The organism is Micromonospora lupini (assembly GCF_026342015.1).
Taxonomy (GTDB): domain Bacteria; phylum Actinomycetota; class Actinomycetes; order Mycobacteriales; family Micromonosporaceae; genus Micromonospora; species Micromonospora lupini_B.
This window is the reverse complement of record NZ_JAPENL010000001.1, coordinates 323796-340625: the sequence shown is the minus strand read 5'-3', so window position 1 is coordinate 340625 and position 16830 is coordinate 323796. Positions and strand designations below refer to the sequence as shown.

At 72.8% G+C, this 16830-nt stretch carries 16 protein-coding genes; 5 read left to right on the top strand and 11 right to left on the bottom strand.

Going from position 1 to position 16830, the window contains the following annotated elements; genetic code table 11:
• Positions 1-42: 42 nt before the first annotated feature.
• The 3 genes from OOJ91_RS01485 to OOJ91_RS01475 all read left to right on the top strand — a co-directional run bounded on the left by OOJ91_RS01485 (position 43) and on the right by OOJ91_RS01475 (position 3075).
• Positions 43-654, top strand: coding sequence for a TetR/AcrR family transcriptional regulator (locus OOJ91_RS01485; protein WP_266241571.1), 612 nt, complete (start codon positions 43-45; stop codon positions 652-654).
• Between the two features lie 33 nt (positions 655-687).
• The gene (locus OOJ91_RS01480; RefSeq protein WP_266241569.1) at positions 688-2181 is read left to right on the top strand and encodes an MFS transporter; all 1494 of its coding nucleotides are present in this window, start codon (positions 688-690) and stop codon (positions 2179-2181) included.
• Between the two features lie 102 nt (positions 2182-2283).
• A complete protein-coding gene (locus tag OOJ91_RS01475; RefSeq protein ID WP_266241567.1) occupies positions 2284-3075 on the top strand; it encodes a maleylpyruvate isomerase family mycothiol-dependent enzyme in 792 nt (263 codons plus the stop codon).
• A gap of 45 nt (positions 3076-3120) precedes the next feature.
• Here the strand turns inward: OOJ91_RS01475 and OOJ91_RS01470 are convergent, their stop codons facing one another.
• The 3 genes from OOJ91_RS01470 to OOJ91_RS01460 all read right to left on the bottom strand — a co-directional run bounded on the left by OOJ91_RS01470 (position 3121) and on the right by OOJ91_RS01460 (position 6572).
• Positions 3121-4320: an RtcB family protein gene (locus OOJ91_RS01470; RefSeq protein ID WP_266241565.1), complete on the bottom strand. Its 1200-nt coding sequence runs from the start codon at positions 4318-4320 to the stop codon at positions 3121-3123.
• Positions 4321-4806: 486 nt separating this feature from the next.
• The gene (locus OOJ91_RS01465) at positions 4807-5268 is read right to left on the bottom strand and encodes a hypothetical protein (RefSeq protein ID WP_266241563.1); all 462 of its coding nucleotides are present in this window, start codon (positions 5266-5268) and stop codon (positions 4807-4809) included.
• 23 nt (positions 5269-5291) lie between these two features.
• The gene (locus OOJ91_RS01460) at positions 5292-6572 is read right to left on the bottom strand and encodes an RICIN domain-containing protein (protein WP_266241561.1); all 1281 of its coding nucleotides are present in this window, start codon (positions 6570-6572) and stop codon (positions 5292-5294) included.
• A gap of 202 nt (positions 6573-6774) precedes the next feature.
• Here OOJ91_RS01460 and OOJ91_RS01455 point away from each other — a divergent pair, with 202 nt between their 5' ends.
• The gene (locus OOJ91_RS01455) at positions 6775-7962 is read left to right on the top strand and encodes a spore photoproduct lyase family protein (RefSeq protein ID WP_266241559.1); all 1188 of its coding nucleotides are present in this window, start codon (positions 6775-6777) and stop codon (positions 7960-7962) included.
• A gap of 3 nt (positions 7963-7965) precedes the next feature.
• On the opposite strand, the gene OOJ91_RS01450 is transcribed toward OOJ91_RS01455, so the two are convergent.
• Both OOJ91_RS01450 and OOJ91_RS01445 read right to left on the bottom strand, forming a co-directional pair.
• The gene (locus tag OOJ91_RS01450; protein ID WP_266241557.1) at positions 7966-8835 is read right to left on the bottom strand and encodes a M15 family metallopeptidase; all 870 of its coding nucleotides are present in this window, start codon (positions 8833-8835) and stop codon (positions 7966-7968) included.
• A 40-nt stretch (positions 8836-8875) separates the two neighbouring features.
• Positions 8876-9916 carry an acetylxylan esterase gene (locus OOJ91_RS01445; RefSeq protein WP_266241555.1) on the bottom strand — a complete coding sequence of 347 codons (1041 nt, stop codon included), beginning with the start codon at positions 9914-9916 and terminating at the stop codon, positions 8876-8878.
• 272 nt (positions 9917-10188) lie between these two features.
• On the opposite strand from OOJ91_RS01445, the gene OOJ91_RS01440 reads away from it, so the two are divergent.
• On the top strand, positions 10189-11211 hold the full coding sequence (locus OOJ91_RS01440) for a LacI family DNA-binding transcriptional regulator (RefSeq protein ID WP_266245221.1): 1023 nt from the start codon (positions 10189-10191) through the stop codon (positions 11209-11211).
• A 262-nt stretch (positions 11212-11473) separates the two neighbouring features.
• Here the strand turns inward: OOJ91_RS01440 and OOJ91_RS01435 are convergent, their stop codons facing one another.
• From OOJ91_RS01435 to OOJ91_RS01410, 6 genes are all read right to left on the bottom strand, one after another.
• Positions 11474-12298 (bottom strand): peptidylprolyl isomerase, encoded by an 825-nt coding sequence (locus tag OOJ91_RS01435; RefSeq protein ID WP_266241553.1) that lies wholly within the window; start codon positions 12296-12298, stop codon positions 11474-11476.
• Positions 12299-12339: 41 nt separating this feature from the next.
• Entirely contained in the window at positions 12340-13653 is a 1314-nt protein-coding gene (locus tag OOJ91_RS01430) for a D-alanyl-D-alanine carboxypeptidase family protein (protein WP_266241551.1), read from the bottom strand.
• Positions 13654-13667: 14 nt separating this feature from the next.
• The gene (locus OOJ91_RS01425; RefSeq protein ID WP_266241548.1) at positions 13668-13808 is read right to left on the bottom strand and encodes a hypothetical protein; all 141 of its coding nucleotides are present in this window, start codon (positions 13806-13808) and stop codon (positions 13668-13670) included.
• A gap of 222 nt (positions 13809-14030) precedes the next feature.
• Positions 14031-14450, bottom strand: a complete 420-nt coding sequence (locus OOJ91_RS01420) for a protein-tyrosine phosphatase family protein (RefSeq protein ID WP_439117005.1) — start codon at positions 14448-14450, stop codon at positions 14031-14033.
• Between the two features lie 418 nt (positions 14451-14868).
• On the bottom strand, positions 14869-15453 hold the full coding sequence (locus OOJ91_RS01415; protein ID WP_266241546.1) for a hypothetical protein: 585 nt from the start codon (positions 15451-15453) through the stop codon (positions 14869-14871).
• Positions 15454-15948: 495 nt separating this feature from the next.
• On the bottom strand, positions 15949-16746 hold the full coding sequence (locus tag OOJ91_RS01410) for a DedA family protein (RefSeq protein ID WP_266241544.1): 798 nt from the start codon (positions 16744-16746) through the stop codon (positions 15949-15951).
• Positions 16747-16830: the final 84 nt, after the last annotated feature.

Genomic DNA, 16830 nt, shown 5'->3' with positions numbered 1-16830 from the left:
CATCGTTTCGCGGGGGGTCAACGGGTGTTGGATGGTCAGCAGGTGAGCGCGGGCGTCGGGGTGCCGGCCGCCCGGGCCGCGCGGTGCACCGCGGGCGACCTGTTCGCCGTGGTGATCGACCTGCTGCGCGAGGTCGGCTACGACCGGATGACGATCGACGCCGTCGCCGCCCGGGCCCACATCAGCAAGGCCACCATCTACCGGCGCTTCGACGGCAAGGCCGAGCTTGTCGTCGCCGCCCTGCGCGACCGTCAGGTAGGCGTGCACAACCCGCCCGACACCGGCTCGTTGCGGGGCGACCTGATCGAGCTGCTGCGCGCCACCGCCGCCATCTGCGTCGCCGACTGCGACCTGATGCAGGCCCTGACCTTCGCCATGCGGACCAGCCCGGAGCTGGAACGCCTGGTGCGCCACCAGGTGCTGCCCGCCGGTCGGGTGGCCAGCACCGCGATCCTCGTCCGCGCCGCCGCCCGTGGGGAGATCCCCCCGGATGCCGGTGAACGGGAGTTGTTCCACGACCTGGCGCCCGCGCTCACCATGTCCCGCGTCGTCGCGCACGGGCTGCCCGCCGACGACGCGTTCCTCACCCAGGTCGTCGACCAGGTGCTGATCCCGGTGCTCCGCTACCAGCACGACCGCCCGTCCCAGGCCTGATTCATCGACATCCGCACCACGGAAGGCTTCACCATGTCCGGAACCACCTCGACAGCCCCCGGCGCACCCGGCGCCGGCACGTCGACAGGCGCGCCGCACCCGCGGCGCTGGATCGCGCTGGCGGTGATCGCGGTCTCACAGCTGATGGTCGTCCTGGACGCCACCATCGTGAACATCGCGCTCCCGCAGGCCCAGACCGACCTGGGGATCACCGACGCGAACCGGCAGTGGGTGATCACCGCCTACACGCTTGCCTTCGGCGGACTGCTCCTGCTCGGCGGCCGGATCGCCGACTACTGGGGCCGCAAGCGCACGTTCATCGTCGGCATGGTCGGCTTCGCGCTGGCGTCCGCGCTGGGCGGTCTGGCCACCAGCGGCGAGATGCTCTTCGCCGCCCGCGCGTTGCAGGGCGCCTTCGGCGCGCTGCTCGCCCCGGCCGCGTTGGCGCTGCTCACGGTGCTGTTCACCGAGGCCACGGAGCGGGCCAAGGCGTTCGCCGTGTACGGCGCGATCGCCGGCGGCGGGTCCGCGGTCGGGCTGCTGCTCGGCGGGGTGCTGACCGAGTACGCCGACTGGCGCTGGTGCCTGCTCGTCAACATCCCGGTCGCCGCCATCGCGATCGCCTTCGCGATCCCGTTGGTGCCGGAGAGCCGGGCGCACGGCAACACCCGCTACGACGTGCCCGGCGCGGTAGTCGTCACCGCCGGCCTGGTCTCCCTGGTGTACGGCTTCACCAAGGCCGCCGAGGACGGTTGGGACGCCACCGCGACGCTCGGCTTCATCGCCGCCGGTGTGGTGCTGCTCGCCGCCTTCGTGGTGATCGAGCTGCGCTCCAACCACCCGTTGCTGCCGCTGCGGATCATCCTGGACCGCAACCGGGGCGGCGCGTACCTCGCCTCCACGCTCATCGGCGCCGGCCTGTTCGGGGCGTTCCTCTTCCTCACCTTCTACTTCCAGGTGGTGTTGCAGTACAAGCCGCTCGAGGCGGGCCTCGCGTCGCTGCCGGTCACCGCGGGCGTGCTGATCGCCGCGGGTGGCGCCAGCCAGCTCATGCCGAAGCTGGGCGCCAAGCCGCTGATGGTCGGCGGCGCCGTGCTCGCCGCCGTGGCCATGCTGACGCTCACCCAGATCGACGTGGACACCTCGTTCCTCACCCTCCTGCTGCCCGCCCAGGTGGTCCTCGGCATGGGCCTCGGCTTCACCTTCGTGCCGCTGTCCAGCCTCGCGCTGGTCGGGGTGCCGGAGCACGACGCCGGAGCGGCGAGCGCGACGCTTAACGCGACGCAGCAGATCGGTGGCTCGCTGGGCACCGCGCTGCTGAACACCTTCTACACAAGCGCTGTCGCCGCGTACCTGGTCGGACGGGCGCCGAACCCGGTCACCCAGGTCGAGGCGCTCGTGCACGGCTACCGCGTGGCGTTCGCCTGGGGCGCTGCCCTGATCGTGCTCGCCGGAGTGGTGACCCTGGTCCTGGTGAAGGTGCGCAAGGAGGACATCCCCGCCGGCAACGCCGTGCACATGGGCTGAGCCGGGCGACACGGCCGGCCGACCCGCTCCGAGTGGAGCGGGCCGGCCGCCGACCCGTCCGGTAGCGTCCCCACCATCGTCGAAGATCCGTTGAGGAGACACATGTCCACGGCTGCCGACCAGATCATCCACGCGCTACGCTCCGGCCACGAGGAGCTTGCCGCGCTCGTGCGCGACCTCAAGGAAGACGACCTGCGCCGCCCCTCCGGGGCCAGCGAGTGGCAGGTCTCCCAGGTACTCAGCCACCTCGGCAGCGGCGCGGAGATCGGCCTCGCGGCGCTGACCGCGGCCCGCGAGGGCACGGCCGGACCGGACGGCGACTTCAACCGCACCGTCTGGGCGCGCTGGGACGCCATGTCCCCCGAGGAGCACGCGGCCGGCTTCCTGGAGTCCAACCAGCGGCTGGTCGAGGCGTACGAGGCGCTTGACGCCGACACCCGCTCGACACTGCGGATCGACCTCGGCTTCCTGCCGGAGCCGGTCGACGTCGCCACCGCCGCCCGGTTCCGGCTCAGCGAGTTCGCCCTGCACCAGTGGGACGCCGAGGTGGCGTTCAACTCGTTCGCGGCGGTGACGCCGGAGGCGGTGCCGCTGCTGATCGAGCAGATCGGCGGCATGCTGGGCTGGACGAGCCGGCCGCAGGAGCTGGCCGGCCGACAGGCCACCCTGCTGGTACGGCTGCGGGACCCGGAGCGGACGTTCGGGCTGCGGCTGGGCGAGCAGATCGAACTGACCGACGCGCCTGAGCAGCCCGACGGTGAGCTGTCCCTGCCGGCCGAGACGTGGCTGCGGCTGGTGGTCGGCCGGCTCGGGCCGCAGTACACGCCGGACGGCGTGCAGGTGACCGGGCCGCTGGCCCTGGACGACCTGCGCCGGGTCTTCGTCGGCTTCTGACGGGTGCCGCGCGGGCCGGTGCTCCCGGCCCGCGCGTACCCCCCGTCAGCCCTTCACGCAGACGACCTGCTTGAGGTGCGCGACCACCTCGACCAGGTCCTCCTGCTGGGCCATCACCTCGGTGATGTCCTTGTACGCGCCGGGGATCTCGTCGACCACCCCGGCGTCCTTGCGGCACTCGACGCCGGCGGTCTGCGCGGCCAGGTCGTCGGTGCTGAACGTCCGCTTGGCCTGCGCCCGCGACATCCGCCGCCCGGCACCGTGTGAGGCCGAGCAGTACGCGTCCGGGTTGCCGCGGCCCCGCACGATGTACGACCCGGTGCCCATCGACCCGGGGATGATGCCCAGGTCACCCCGCCCGGCCCGGATGGCGCCCTTGCGGGTGACAAGCACCTCCACCCCGTCGTAGCTCTCCTCCGACACGTAGTTGTGGTGGCACGAGATCGGGTCGTCGTAGCCGACCTGCGGGAAGTGCTCGCGCACCACGCCGCAGAGCAGCGCCAGCATGACCGCCCGGTTGCGTCGCGCATACTCCTGCGCCCACCACAGGTCCCGCCGGTACGCGTCCATCTCCGGCGTTCCGGCGAGGAACACCGCCAGGTCCCGGTCGGGCAGGTCGGCGTTGTGCGGCAGCCCCCGGGCCACTCCGATGTGCCGTTCGGCCAACTCCTTGCCGATGTTGCGGGACCCGGAGTGCAGCATCAGCCACACCCGGCCCTCGTCGGCGCCGCCCTGCTCCAGGCAGACCTCGATGAAGTGGTTGCCGCCGCCGAGCGTCCCGAGCTGCCGCTGGGCCCGGGTCTCCAACTGCGCCACCCGCCGGTCCAGGCCCGCGAACCGGCTCCAGAAGTCGTCCCAGCCGGCCTGCTCCAGGCCACGGACCCGGCGCGGGTTGACCGCCTCCTGCCGCTGGGCGAAGCCGACCGGGATGGTGGCCTCGATCGCCGAGCGCAGCCCGGCCAGGTCGTCCGGCAGGTCGGCGGCGGTCAGCGACGTGCGCACCGCTGACATGCCGCAGCCGATGTCGACGCCGACCGCTGCCGGCGATACGGCCTGCCGCATGGCGATCACCGAGCCGACGGTGGCGCCCTTGCCGAAGTGCACGTCAGGCATGACGGCGACGCCCTGCACCCAGGGCAGCGCGCCGATGTTGCGCAGCTGCTTCGCGGCCTGCGGCTCGATGGCGTACGGGTCGGTCCAGACCCGGACCGGTGCCCGGGTACCGGCGAGAGGGGTGAATCCCATCGTGGTCTCCTCGTGTCGTGCCGACACCAGCGCTACCTGGTGACCGTAAATGATCGTGCGCTGGGTGGAGCCGGCGTCCAAGCTCGTCGGATACGAAAAGGGCCGCCGACCCCGGCGGGGGTGGGCGGCCGCGCTCGACGCGCGTGGCGTCAGCGAGGTCGCCGCCTCCGATACCGGTCCTGATACCGGTCCTGGTTACGGCCCTGTGCGGGCCGGCCGAGACACCGGCACGACGCGCCGGACGGCAAGGCGGCGCCGGCACCTGGCACACGCCAGGTGGCTGTGCGTTGCGACATGGCGTGCTCCCCCCGGGTGTGCGCGGTCGGCCGTACTCCGCATGACGGTAGGCGTGCCAGGAGCTGTCCGCAAAGGATATTGCGTCGCGCCCACGGCCGGCGGTGGTCGTGGGCCTCCTGCCCGCCCCGTTCGTGGGGCAGCTCGACAGGTCGCGTACCAGGGGCTGGCCGCCGAACTGCGCCGCGCCGCTCAGGTGTCGTAACAGCCGTCCCAGGGCGGGTCGAAGCCCAGGTCGTCGGGGAGAAACTCGGCGTGGTCCGCGCCGTCGTACTCCGCGGACCAGTCGACAAGCCCGAAGACGTGCCCGTCGACCTCGACCTGGAACAGCCCGACGGCGATGTCGCCGAAGGTCCGGCCGGGCAGCCCGTCGAGCCATTCGAGGAGGCGAGCCTCGGCACGGGTGATCGAGGCTTCCTCGTCCTCGCTGGTGCCGGCGAACCAGATGTCCGAGTCCGTGTGCACGCCGTCGGCGTCGAAACGGTGCAGCACCGCGTACCACCGCTTGTGTCGGTACCAGTCGTCTTCGGCTCCGGCACCGTCGGCGAGTGTCGCGGTGACGGAGCCGAAGAACTGACCCTTGTCGTACCGGCCGATGTGGCGGGTGCGGTAGTCGGACTCGTACGCGATGGGCACGCGATCGGGGATGGCCATGCGCGGACGCTACCGCCCGCGATCTACGACTGCGGCACCAGCCGGAAGGACTGCGCCGCGGTGCCGTTGCAGGCGTACTGGATGAGCTGGACGCTGTCCGCCGTGGACGCTCCCGGCACGTCCAGGCACTTGCCGCTGCTGCGGTTCACCAGCCGGTAGTAGCCGCCTCCCTCGGACTCGGCCCGCCACTGCTGGTTGTTGCCGCCGCTGTACGACCACAGCTGGATGGGCGCCGAGTCGGCTGTCGACCGGTCGGTCACGTCGAGCACCTGGGCGCTGTTGCCCCGGTTGTTGACCCGCAGGTAGCCGCCGCTCGTCGGCGCGAACTGGTACTGCTGGGCGGCGCTGCTGTTGCAGGCGTACTGCTGGATGGCGGTGCCGTTGGCGGTGCCGGCGGCGCGGGCGTCCACGCACTTGCCGCTGCCCCGGTTGACGACCGTGTGCCAGGCGGTCGGCGAGATCGGGCCGGCGCTGCCGGTCGGGGTGGGCGTGGGCGTCGACGTGGGCACCGTGCCGACGCCGGCGAGCCAGTGCAGACCGTCGATGAGCAGCTTGTTCTGCTGCGGGCTGTCGAAGGTCGAGGACAGGCCGGTGTTGGTGCTGTAGTTCATGCGGTTGTGCCCGAAGTTGGCGTACAGCATCTTGTAGCGCTTGTTGCTCCACACCAGCGGGTAGTAGCCGCCGTACCAGGACTGGTTGGGGTCCGTGCCGACCGGGAAGCTGGACGGGTCGACGGAGGCCAGGATGTCGATGTCCGGATTCTGTCGCAGGTCGTTGCTCCAGGAGTACCACTCGCTGAACGACGACCCGAAGGTCGCCGGGAGCGCCTGGGTGGCCGGGTGGGTGCGGTTGTCGGCGCGCATCGTGACGCGGGTCGGCTCCCAGGTGTTGGTCTGGAAGGCGCCGGAGCCGAGGAAGGTGTTGTAGTACCAGCTCCAGCTCGACGGGTCGGTGGTGAACGCGCTGACGTGGAAGCCCATCCACGCCCCGCCGTTGCGCATGTACTGCTCGAACGCGGGGCGTTGCGCGGCGGGCGGCGCGTCGTCGAGGAACATGACGACCTTGTACTGGGCCAGGTTGGCGGTGTTCAGCAGACCCCAGTTGGTGGTGGCCTCCCAGGAGAAGCCGTACTGGGCGGCGGCCTGCGGGAACCAGGCGCGGGCGTCGCGGTCGAAGTCGATGTGCGCGGCGTCCCAGGTGCCGTTGTAGAAGGCCAGGACCTTGAACGTCGGCGCGGCCTGCGCGCTGCGCGTGACGCCGAGGCCGAGGCCGGCGCTCACGGCGACGACGAGGGCGACGAACACCGACAGGATCCTTCGGGTACGGGAGGGAAGTTCTGCGATCACCTGATCGTCCCTTCGGTCGGGACGCGCGCCGCCGCGTCGACGTGAACTATCTGTTCACAAGGTTTACAGATAGACGAAAGGTTATGCGCTGCCGACCGGTGCGTCAATCGCGGGCCGGCCGATCGGGTGGGATTCCTGCGACAGCGGGTACCCCGGCCGGATGACCAGCCCGGACGCCGTCGACGTCGACCAGCCGCTCGCCGTGGACGTGCCCGCCGCGCCGCACGACGCCAGCGGCGAGCGGGTGCCGACCCGCGACCTCGCCGGGCTCGCCCCGGCGGCCAGACCGGCACGCCGCTGGACCCCGGGCCGGGTGGTGGCCACCCCGGCCGCCCTCGAACACCCCCACGGGCAGCGGATCGTCGACCGGGTGCGGGCGCTGGGCATCGAGGTGGAACGACTGCGGTCCAACCGGCTCACCGGCGTACGCGGGCAGACCGACCGGGAGACGTACGCCCGCGCCAAGGCGACAATGGCGATCGTGGTGAGCCCGCCGTCGCGGCGTGCCCTGCAACCCATCTCCCCCAGCGCCGACTGGCGCGTCGACCTCGCCGAGGGCTGCCCCGCGCACTGTCAGTACTGCTACCTCGCCGGTTCGCTCTCCGGCCCGCCGGTGACCCGGGTGTACGCGGACCTCGACGACATCCTGGCCGGGCTGGCCGCCTACGCCGGGCGCGGAACGGTGACCAGCCGCAACGCGCGCCGCGCCGACGAGGGCACCACATTCGAGGCGTCCTGCTACACCGACCCGCTCGCGCTGGAGCACCTGACCGGCAGTTGGCGGCGGGCGGTGGAGCACTTCGCCGGCTGGGACGCGCCCGTGCAGTTGCGCTGGACCACCAAGTACGCAGACGTGGACACCTTCGTCGGGCTGCCGCACGCCGGCCGCACCCGGGTCCGGTTCAGCGTCAACTGCGCCCCGGTGAGCGAACGGTTCGAGGGCGGTACCGCGCGGGTTCCGGACCGGCTCGCCGCGCTGCGCCGGCTCGCGCTCGACGGCTACCCGGTCGGGCTGACCATCGCCCCGATCATGCCCCTGCCGGACTGGCGCGAACGCTACGGCGAGCTGCTCGACCAGGTCCGCGCGGCGGTCGACGGGGTCCCCGACGTGGACCTGACCGCCGAGCTGATCACGCACCGGTTCACGCCGGGCAGCAAGGAGGTGCTGCTCGGCTGGTACCCGCACACCCGGCTGGAGATGGACGAGGAGTCCCGCAGCCGCAAACACGGCAAGTTCGGCGCGGTGAAGTACGTCTACCCCCGCGACACGATGGCCGAGCTGCGCGGCTGGTTCACCGCCGAACTGGCCGCCCGGGTGCCTGCCTGCCGCATCCTCTACTGGACCTGACCGTCAGCCGAGCGAGGAGCGGGCCACCGGGGCGGCGAAGAAGGTGTCCGGGTACGGCTCCTCGCGCAGGCTGTAGTGCCACCACTCGCGGTCGTAGTTGACGAACCCGGCGTCGGTCATCAACCGCCGCAGCAACTGCCGGTTCTCCCGGGCCGTGCCGGTGATGCTCGGGTCGGCGGTGTGCGCCCGGGCGTCGAAACAGTCGAAACCGGTACCCATGTCGATGCTGTTGTCGGCGAAGCGCCGCCCCGGCGACGCGGTGCAGGGGACGAGACGCTGCCCGGGCACGTACGCGGGTTGGCTCGCGGGCGGCTCGTCGACGAGGGTCAGGTCCAGCGTACTGCCCCGACTGTGCGCCGTCGGCGCGCCGATGTAGCCGTCGGCGAAGAGCCGGTCCTTGGCCACGTCCGGATAGAACTCGGCCCTGGTCTGCTGCTCGCCGGGGCGCTTCGACCAGGCGACGAAGTCGTCCACCGCCGGCTGTGGGCGGTAGCAGTCGTACACCTTGAGGCTGTGGCCGCCGGCCAGCGCGGCGTCCTGGACCCGGCGCAGCGCCTCGGCGGCCTGCCTGGTGAGCAGGCACAGCGGCTCGCGGTAGCCGGCGATCGGCCGGCCCACGAAGTTGTGCGCCGTGGCGTAGCGGATGTCGGCGTGGATGCGCGGGTCGAGGGCGGTCAGCACCACGAAGCCCGGCAACCCGCCGGTCGCCGTCGGGGTCGCGGTCGCCGGTCGAGGGCTCGCCGAGGTGGCGACCGGGGCCGAGGCGGGCACCGGGGCCGCCGGGCGGGCACGCGGTTGCGGATGGGAGCAGCCGCCGAGCACCGCGACGAGCGCGAGCACGACGCCGCCACCAACCCGCCCTGACCTGCGCACCCGTCCTGTCTATCAGCAGCGGTCGGTGCCGCGCGTCGGATCAGCCGTCGGCCGCCGCGAGCCCGTTCAACAGCCGGCCGCCAGCCGGAGCCGGCACGGTCGACGCCGCGTCGCGGGTGTCGACCAGGTGCGTGCCGAGGAAGCGCAGAGCCGCCTCGTCGTCGTCGATTCCGCCGGCCTCGTGGCCGTTGTACCGCCACACCGACAGCTCCGTCGCCCCCGCGTGGGCGTTGTGCGCGGCGTAGACCCCCGACGGCGGCACGATGTCGTCCATCAACGCCACCGAGTAGCGCGCCGGTCGGCGGCAGCGTCGGGCGAAGTTGACGCCGTCGACGTACGACAGGGTGGTCAGCACCCGCTCCTCGGCGTCCCGGTGGATCGCCAGGTAGTCGCGGATCTCCCGGTACGGATGGGCGTCGGTGATCACCACGGCGCGCGGGATGTCACAGAGGAACGGTACGAGGGCGACCACGGCCCGCACACCGCGTGCCAACGCGCCGGCCGCGAGAGCGAGGGCGCCACCCTGGCTGTGCCCGAGCACCGCCACCCGGGTCGGGTCGACCATCGGCAGGGTCCGGGCCGCGTCCACCGCCCGGACCGCGTCGGTGATCAACCGTCGGTAGTAGTAGGTGCGGGGATCGGCGATGCCCCGCGTGGCCACACCGGGCGCCTCCGGGCCGGCGGCGCCCGGGTCCGCGGTGACGCCCCGGCTCCAGCCCGAGCCCTGCCCCCGGGTGTCCATCTGCAGGTGGGCGAACCCGGCCGACGCCCAGAGCAGGTTCTCCAACGCGTGCCCGCGCCCGCCCCCGTAGCCCACGTACTGCACGACTGTCGGCAGCGCCGTGCCGGCCCCGTGCGGCACCCGCAGCCAGGCCCGTACGGGCTGACCGGCGAACCCGGGGAACGTCACGTCGTACACGTCGATGGCGGTCAGACCGGTCACCACGGGCTCGAGCCGGATCGGCCAGTTGGCGTCGCGGGCCTGCGCCAATGTGTCGGCCCAGAACTCGTCGAAGTCGGCGGGGTCCCGCACCACGCCGCGGTACTCGCGCAGCTGCGCCTCGGGCAGGTCCGTGTGCATGGCGCCCCTTGTCTGTCGCGTGGCACTGAACAGGGTGCGTCCACGGCATGGCCGACGCCGACAGCCGGGCGGCGGAGACGGGACCGTACGCCGATACGCATCCGACAAATTACCGGAACATTTCCGCAACTCAGCCGAACGCTAGAACCGACCTGGCGTGTCGTCAACCCCCGTCCGTGAGGCAAGATGGCGCGAGGGGCGGGCGTGCCGTTCCGGGACACTGGATGGACGACGCTCGTGGTCGTCCCTCCGGAGCGGTGAAGGAGACGCGGGTGGACGCGGACGACGGACGCAGGGTGACCATCACCGCGATCGCACGGGAGGCCGGGGTCTCGGTGCCGACCGTGTCACGGGTGCTCAACGGCCGGTCCGATGTGGCCCCCGGCACCCGGGAACGCGTCGAGGAGCTGCTGCGCCACCACGGCTACCGGCGCCGCAGCAGCCGCAGCGTCCGCCGCGCGGGCCTCGTCGACCTGGTCTTCAACGACCTGGACAGCCCCTGGGCCGTGGAGATCATCCGGGGCGTGGAGGACGTCGGGCACGGCGCCGGGGTGGGCACCGTGGTCTCCGCGATCCACCGGCAGCCCACGGCGGCCCGACAGTGGCTGCAGAACCTGCGCACCCGCGCCACCGACGGTGTCATCTTCGTGACGTCGCACCTGAGCCCGCCGCTGCACGCGCAACTGCGCCGCCTCAACGTACCTGTGGTGGTCGTCGACCCGGCCGGCGTGCCGGCGATGGACGTTCCGACGATCGGCGCCACCAACTGGGCCGGCGGGCTCGCCGCGACCGAGCACCTGCTGGCGGTCAGGCACCGGCGGATCGGGTTCGTGGCCGGGCCGACGCACCTGCTGTGCAGCCGGGCCCGCCTCGACGGCTACCGCGCCGGGCTGGAGGCCGCCGGCGTTCCGGTGGACGACGCGCTGATCTACCCGGGCGACTTCTACCACGCCTCCGGCTTCGCCGGCGGCACGGCGCTGCTCGACCTGGCCGACCCGCCGACAGGCATCTTCGCGGCCAGCGACCAGATGGCGTTCGGCGTCTACGAGGCCATCCGCCGCCGCGGCCTGCGGGTCCCCGACGACGTCAGCGTGGTCGGTTTCGACGACCTGCCGGAGGCCCGTTGGGCGTCACCGCCGTTGACCACCGTCCGGCAGCCCTTGGTCGAGATGGGCCGGCTGGCGGTGCGGACGGTGCTGCGACTGGCCCAGGGCGAGGGCATCGACTCGCCCCGGGTGGAGCTGGCCACCGAGTTGGTAGTCCGGGACAGCACCGCCGTCCCGCCGACCGGCTGACCCCTCCCGTTCCGACGGCCCGAACCGGGTCGGATTCCGGTCCCACCTGTTCCGGTCCACCCGCGAAAATTCCGGCTTCCGGCCCGCCGGCCACACCCGCCGGCCCGTTGCCACCTGCCGGCCGTCGCCACCTGCCGGCCCGGCACGCCGCACCTGCCCGGCCGTCGTACCTGCCGGCATTCGCCGTGCCTGTCACGGCGACGGGCGTGGACGCCTGGCGGCGCGGTGGGCGACCCGGGAGCCGTCCACCGCGCCGGGCGGCTCAGTGGTGGTGGTGTGTGCGGACGGCATGCCTGATGGTCACCGGCTGCGCGGGCGCGCCGTCGACGGGCGCCGGGTCCTCGGCCGTCGGCGCGATTCCGTGGGCGGCGATCCGGTCCAGGGTGGCGAGTCCGGCGGCGTCGACAGTGCCGAAGATCGTGTAGTTGGGGCGCAGCGCCGAATCTGCGTACACCAGGAAGAACTGGCTGCCGTTGGTGTCCGGCCCGGCGTTGGCCATCGCCAGCACGCCCCGGGCGTAGAGCCGGCGTTCGCCTGTCGGGTCGGTGGGGGCCGGCGGCAGGTCGGTCGGCAGCTCGTCGCGGTACCGGTAGCCGGGGCCACCCTCGCCGGTGCCGGACGGGTCGCCGCACTGCAACACGCTCAACGTCGGGTACGCGGTGAGGCGGTGGCACGGGGTGCGGTCGTAGAAGCGCTTGCCGACCAGGTGCAGGAAGCTCTGGACCGTGCACGGCGCGGCGGCCCGGTCCAGGGTCAACCCGATCGACCCCTGGTTGGTGGAGAGGGTCACCCGGACACTGCCCCGGTCCGGGGTGCGGCGCGGGTCGGGCGGCAGCGGCACCGGACGGGCGGCCGGCTCGTCGGGTGTCTCGGTGTACGCGCACGGGCCGTGGGTGGTGCGCGGCGGTCGGGCATCGGCGGCGGCGCTCACCGCGTCGTCGGCCGGGACCGGCGCGGCCACCGCGGCAGCCGACGCGCCGACGACGAGCGTTGCGGCGAACGCCGTCACGCCCGCGAGGCGGGTCAGCGCGCGCACCGACCGGCGGGGTGCCGCCGCGCCGGCAGGCGTTTCTCGTTCACTCGACACAGGGGTCCTCCTGGGCTCGTGCTGGCCAGAAAGACCGGAGTCTATGGATGCCGAGGCCCGTTGTCGATCTGACCGGGCAACCGGCGGCGGCGGTGCCACAGCAACCCGCCCAGCAGCGCCAGCACTCCCGCGCCACTCAGCGCGACCACCGACCACAGCCATCCGGAGCCGGTACTCGCCGGGCCGCTGGCCGCCGCCGGGCGGGGTGGACCGGGCGCGGCCAGCGCGGAGGGCGCGGCCGACGGCGTGGCGGTCAGCTCGCCCGGCTCGACCAGGCGGCCGACGCTGGCGTCGCGCGGCAGCGAGAACCCCCAGTCCAACAGGGCCGCCCCCTGTTCCCAGCCGCGCATCGGCGCCGGTTCGGCGCCCAGCAACGTCACCACCAGTCGACGCCCGTCCCGTTCCGCCGCGCCGACGTAGGTGTGCCGCGCCAGGTCGGTGAAGCCCGTCTTGCCGCCCAACGCGCCCGGGTACCGGTAGATGAGCTGGTTCTCGTTCTGGATCTGAAAGCCCTTGGTGCGCTGCGCCGGCTGGGCCGGAATCGTCGCCTGCTGGGTGAGCGCGTACCGCCGGAACGTCGGCTGGGCGAAGCAGGCCCGGGCGATCAACGCCAGGTCGTACGCGCTTGTGAACTGGCCCCTGCCGTCCAGCCCGGACGGTGTGACCGCGTGCGTCTGGAGCGCGCCGAGGTGATGCGCCTGCTCGTTCATGGCGCGGACTCCCCCGGCCGCGCCGTCGGGCCCGCCGCCCAGCCGGGCCAGCGCGTTCGCCGCCTCGTTGCCGGAGTTGAGCAGCAGCCCCAGCCAGATCGTCTCGATCGTGTAGCGGCCGTCCTCGACCAGGCCGACGGCGGAGGAGCCGGGCTCGATGTTCATGTCCGCCTCGGTCACGGTCACCGTCTGGGCGGGATCGAGCCGGGGCATCATCGTGGCCGCCAGCAACAGCTTCTGGACGCTGGCCGGAGTGCCGTACTCGTGGGGGCCGCAGCCGCCGAGCACCTGGCCGGAGTCCAGGTCCGCGACCAACCACGAGGTGGCGGTGATCGCCGGAGGCGCGCCCGCGCCGGTCGGCACGACCAGGCCACTGGTGGCCAGCGCGGCGCCGCCGACCACCCGCGCCTGCGGCACGGCGGGCGGGGGTGAGGGCCGTGGCGGGCGGGACACCGCCGGTGCCACCGCCCGTGGGCAGCGCACGGCCCGCGCCGCGACAGCACCCTCCGTGGCACCCTCCGTGGCGGCGGTCTCCGGGGCGGCGGGCGTGGCGGCGGCAGGTGTGGGGGTCGCCGCGGCGGCCGGGACCGGCGCGGGAGCGAGCAGGACGGCGGACGCCGTGACCGCCAGCAGCGCAGCTCTCATGTGCCCGACCCTAGTCAACAAGATCGCCCGGTGGGAGCGGTTGGCCGCGCGACCATCGGGCGGCGGATGTCCGCGCGTTCAGGGTCCAGCTCGGCATGGCCGCCGTCGAGCGCCGCCAGGGCCGCCGGCACGTCGCCGCGGCGCACCGCAGCCATGATCTCCCGGGTACGGCCCCGGCCGTGCCCTCGGCCAGCCCCCGGGCCACGGTCAGCGCGCGGACGTGTGCGGTCGTGAAGATCCGGTAGCCGCTCGCGGTGCGCCGCACCGGTGGCGGCACGCCCTCGTCGACGTAGTCGCGGCGCTGAGACACGGCCGCACGGCGGCACGGCGGCACGGCAGCACGGCAGCACGGCGGCACGGCGGCACGGCGGCGGTGGTCAGGTGACGTGGCGCAGCCAGCGCCGCTGCCAGGGCGTCTCGACCGCCTTCGGGTGGTAGCCCGCCCGGACCCAGGGCACCGCCCGCTCGGCCGGCAGGCCGTCGAGGATCGCCAGCGCGGCCAACGCCGTTCCCGTCCGGCCGATCCCGCCCCGGCACGCCACCTCGACGCGTTCGCCGTCGCGTGCCCTTCGCAGCGCCACGCGCAGCGCGTCGAGTGCGTCGGCCCGATCGAGCGGCACCCAGAAGTCGGGCCACCTGATCCGCCGATGTGGCCAGGCCGGCTCCGGGCCGGGCGCCAACAGCAGCGCGAAGTCGGCCGGCGAGGCGGTCGCGGCGACACGGCGCCCGCGCACCATCGCCCCGCTGGGCAGTACGAGCACACCCGACTGCTCCGACCAGGTCCCAGCGGCAGTCACCGGACCATTGTGCCGCACACGCCATCGCGCGCGGTGGGTACAGACAGCGCCGCCCCCGGCCGGTTGGGCCGGGGCGGCGCTGGTGTCGGTGTGCAGGTCGCCTCTCGGCGAATGGCGCGACGCGGCTCCAGCCGAACGGTATTCCGCGAGGGCTGTTTAGGTGAGGCCCGGGGACACTGGATCACACCGACACAGCTTCACAACCCACCAACCCCTCCCGGTGTTCCCGCCCCGCTCAGATCTTGGACAGTTTCCGTTCCGCGCCAACGGAAACTGTCCAAGATCTCAAGCGATGGCGTTCCGTTCGGGCCGCGCCGGGCCAGGCCGGGCGGGCCAGGCCGGGCGTGCGGTGGGCGGATAAGTCCTGGCCGGCACCCCGGGTTCGGGATGCCGGCCAGCGATCGGATCATGCTGCGGGTCAGCTGTTCCAGTACTGGCCGACCAGGTCGGCGGCCTGCTGCTCCCACTGGGCGTACGCGTCCGGGAACGCCGACACCTGCACGGTCTGCGCGGCCTCGGTCAGCGGCATGTCCTGCCACCCGTCGACCTGACGCAGGCCCTTGAGGAACGCGGTCGTCGAGTACTCGGGGTCGGTGATCTGCTCCGGCGTGCCCCAACCACTGGACGGGCGCTGCTGGAACAGGCCCAGCGAATCATGGTCGTTCATGTCGCCGAGGTGACCCAGGTTCTCCAGCTTCGACTCCTGCAGGCTCGTCGCGATCGAGATGACCGCCGCCCGCTCGGGCAGGCCGGCCTTCTTGGTCGCGGCGATGATCGCCTTGGCGTTGCCGGTCTGCTCGTCGTTCAGGTCGATGTGCGACTGGTCGCCCTGGGTGCCGTGCGGGATCAGCTTGCTCGTGTCGGGCTTGTCGGCCTGCACCACGGCGACCGGCCGGGCGTCCGTGCTCGGGGCGGCGACGTGGGCGATCGGGCCGGCGAAGACACCACCGGCGAACGCGAGACCAGCAACCGAGAGCATGCTCTTACGGAAGATCGTGTTCATGAGGGGTAGCTCCTTCGGGGGTAGGAACACCCGCCTCACCACGGGGGCGGTGGCGCGGGTGTGAGCACCTCGTCCGGCGCTGCAGATTCGAGGGGAAAGTCTTCGGGGGGTGGCGGCCTGCGAGGCGGGGCTCGCGGCGCCAGGGGGCCGGCGGGCGACGAGCTCGTCGCACCGGGACCGTGTGTAACGACCGCCGGTCCGGGGGCATTCCCGGGGCCCTCAGCGGGACCTGCCGGCGGATGAACAGTCGTTCGGGGGTCTGCAACGACCCGGCCGGGCCGGCCGTTCCCGCCCCGCTGAACGGGTGGGTCGGGGCCGTGGTCCTGCGATCGTCAGGGTGTGTAACGACCCCGGGCCCGCCACGATTCCGGCCCGGGGATGCACCCGGTCACACCCCACCACGTCCAGAAACGGACATTGCGCCTGGTATCACCGCGCGGTTTCTGGGTCGGACGGGCCGACGGGTGACGATCCGCCCGGTGAGCGCCGATACCGTCAGTGCTCGTCCGAGGCCCAGGAACCGCCCCGGTAGAGGGTGCCCCGACCGCCCGGATCGGGCATCCCCGACGTCTGCGCACCGTGCCGGGAGGGACCGGCGGGATCGGTCGACTCGGGGCTTCGCGCCGCGCGGCGGGCCTGCAGCACCCGCGACCCGACGAACCAGGCGACGGCCGCGACGCAGGCGACGATCACGACGTTCTGGAGTGTGCCGACGTAACCCTCGACGAGGTGCCAGTTGTCGCCGAGAAGGTAGCCGGCGAGCACGAATGTGGTGTTCCAGATCAGGCTGCCCAGCGTCGTGTAGAGCAGGAAGGTCCGCACCGGCATCCGCTCCACCCCGGCCGGAATGGAGATCAGGCTCCGGAAGATCGGGATCATCCGGCCGAAGAACACCGCCTTCACGCCGTGCCGCAGGAACCACGCCTCGGTGCGGTCCACGTCGCTGAGCTTCACCAGCGGCAGTCGGGCGACGATGCCGCGCATCCGCTCCCGGCCCAGGGACGCGCCGATCAGGTAGAGCGCCAGCGCGCCCAGCACCGAACCCAGCGTGGTCCAGAAGATCGCGCCGACCAGGCTCATCCGACCCTGCGCGGCCACGAACCCGGCCAGCGGCAGGATGACCTCGCTGGGGATCGGCGGGAACAGGTTCTCCAGCGCCACCGCCAGACCCGCGCCCGGCCCGCCGAGCCGTTCCACCAGATCGCTGACGTAGCCGACGATTCCGCCCTCCGGCGGTTCGGCCGCGGCGGCGGGGGTTCCGGTGGCGAGGACGGCGTGCGACGTTCGAATCATGTCCCCACGCTACGAACCGATCCTGAGAATCGACCATGAGACGGACCAACCGACCGCGCGGGTCGCCCACACCGACGGAGGTGC

Coding starts and splice junctions, on each gene's coding strand:
- OOJ91_RS01480 (WP_266241569.1), top strand. CDS start 688: ATGTCCGGAACCACCTCGACAGCCCCCGGCGCACCCGGCGCCGGCACG.
- OOJ91_RS01475 (WP_266241567.1), top strand. CDS start 2,284: ATGTCCACGGCTGCCGACCAGATCATCCACGCGCTACGCTCCGGCCAC.
- OOJ91_RS01470 (WP_266241565.1), bottom strand. CDS start 4,320: ATGGGATTCACCCCTCTCGCCGGTACCCGGGCACCGGTCCGGGTCTGG.
- OOJ91_RS01465 (WP_266241563.1), bottom strand. CDS start 5,268: ATGGCCATCCCCGATCGCGTGCCCATCGCGTACGAGTCCGACTACCGC.
- OOJ91_RS01455 (WP_266241559.1), top strand. CDS start 6,775: ATGACCAGCCCGGACGCCGTCGACGTCGACCAGCCGCTCGCCGTGGAC.
- OOJ91_RS01445 (WP_266241555.1), bottom strand. CDS start 9,916: ATGCACACGGACCTGCCCGAGGCGCAGCTGCGCGAGTACCGCGGCGTG.
- OOJ91_RS01430 (WP_266241551.1), bottom strand. CDS start 13,653: ATGAGAGCTGCGCTGCTGGCGGTCACGGCGTCCGCCGTCCTGCTCGCT.
- OOJ91_RS01425 (WP_266241548.1), bottom strand. CDS start 13,808: ATGGCTGCGGTGCGCCGCGGCGACGTGCCGGCGGCCCTGGCGGCGCTC.
- OOJ91_RS01415 (WP_266241546.1), bottom strand. CDS start 15,453: ATGAACACGATCTTCCGTAAGAGCATGCTCTCGGTTGCTGGTCTCGCG.
- OOJ91_RS01410 (WP_266241544.1), bottom strand. CDS start 16,746: ATGATTCGAACGTCGCACGCCGTCCTCGCCACCGGAACCCCCGCCGCC.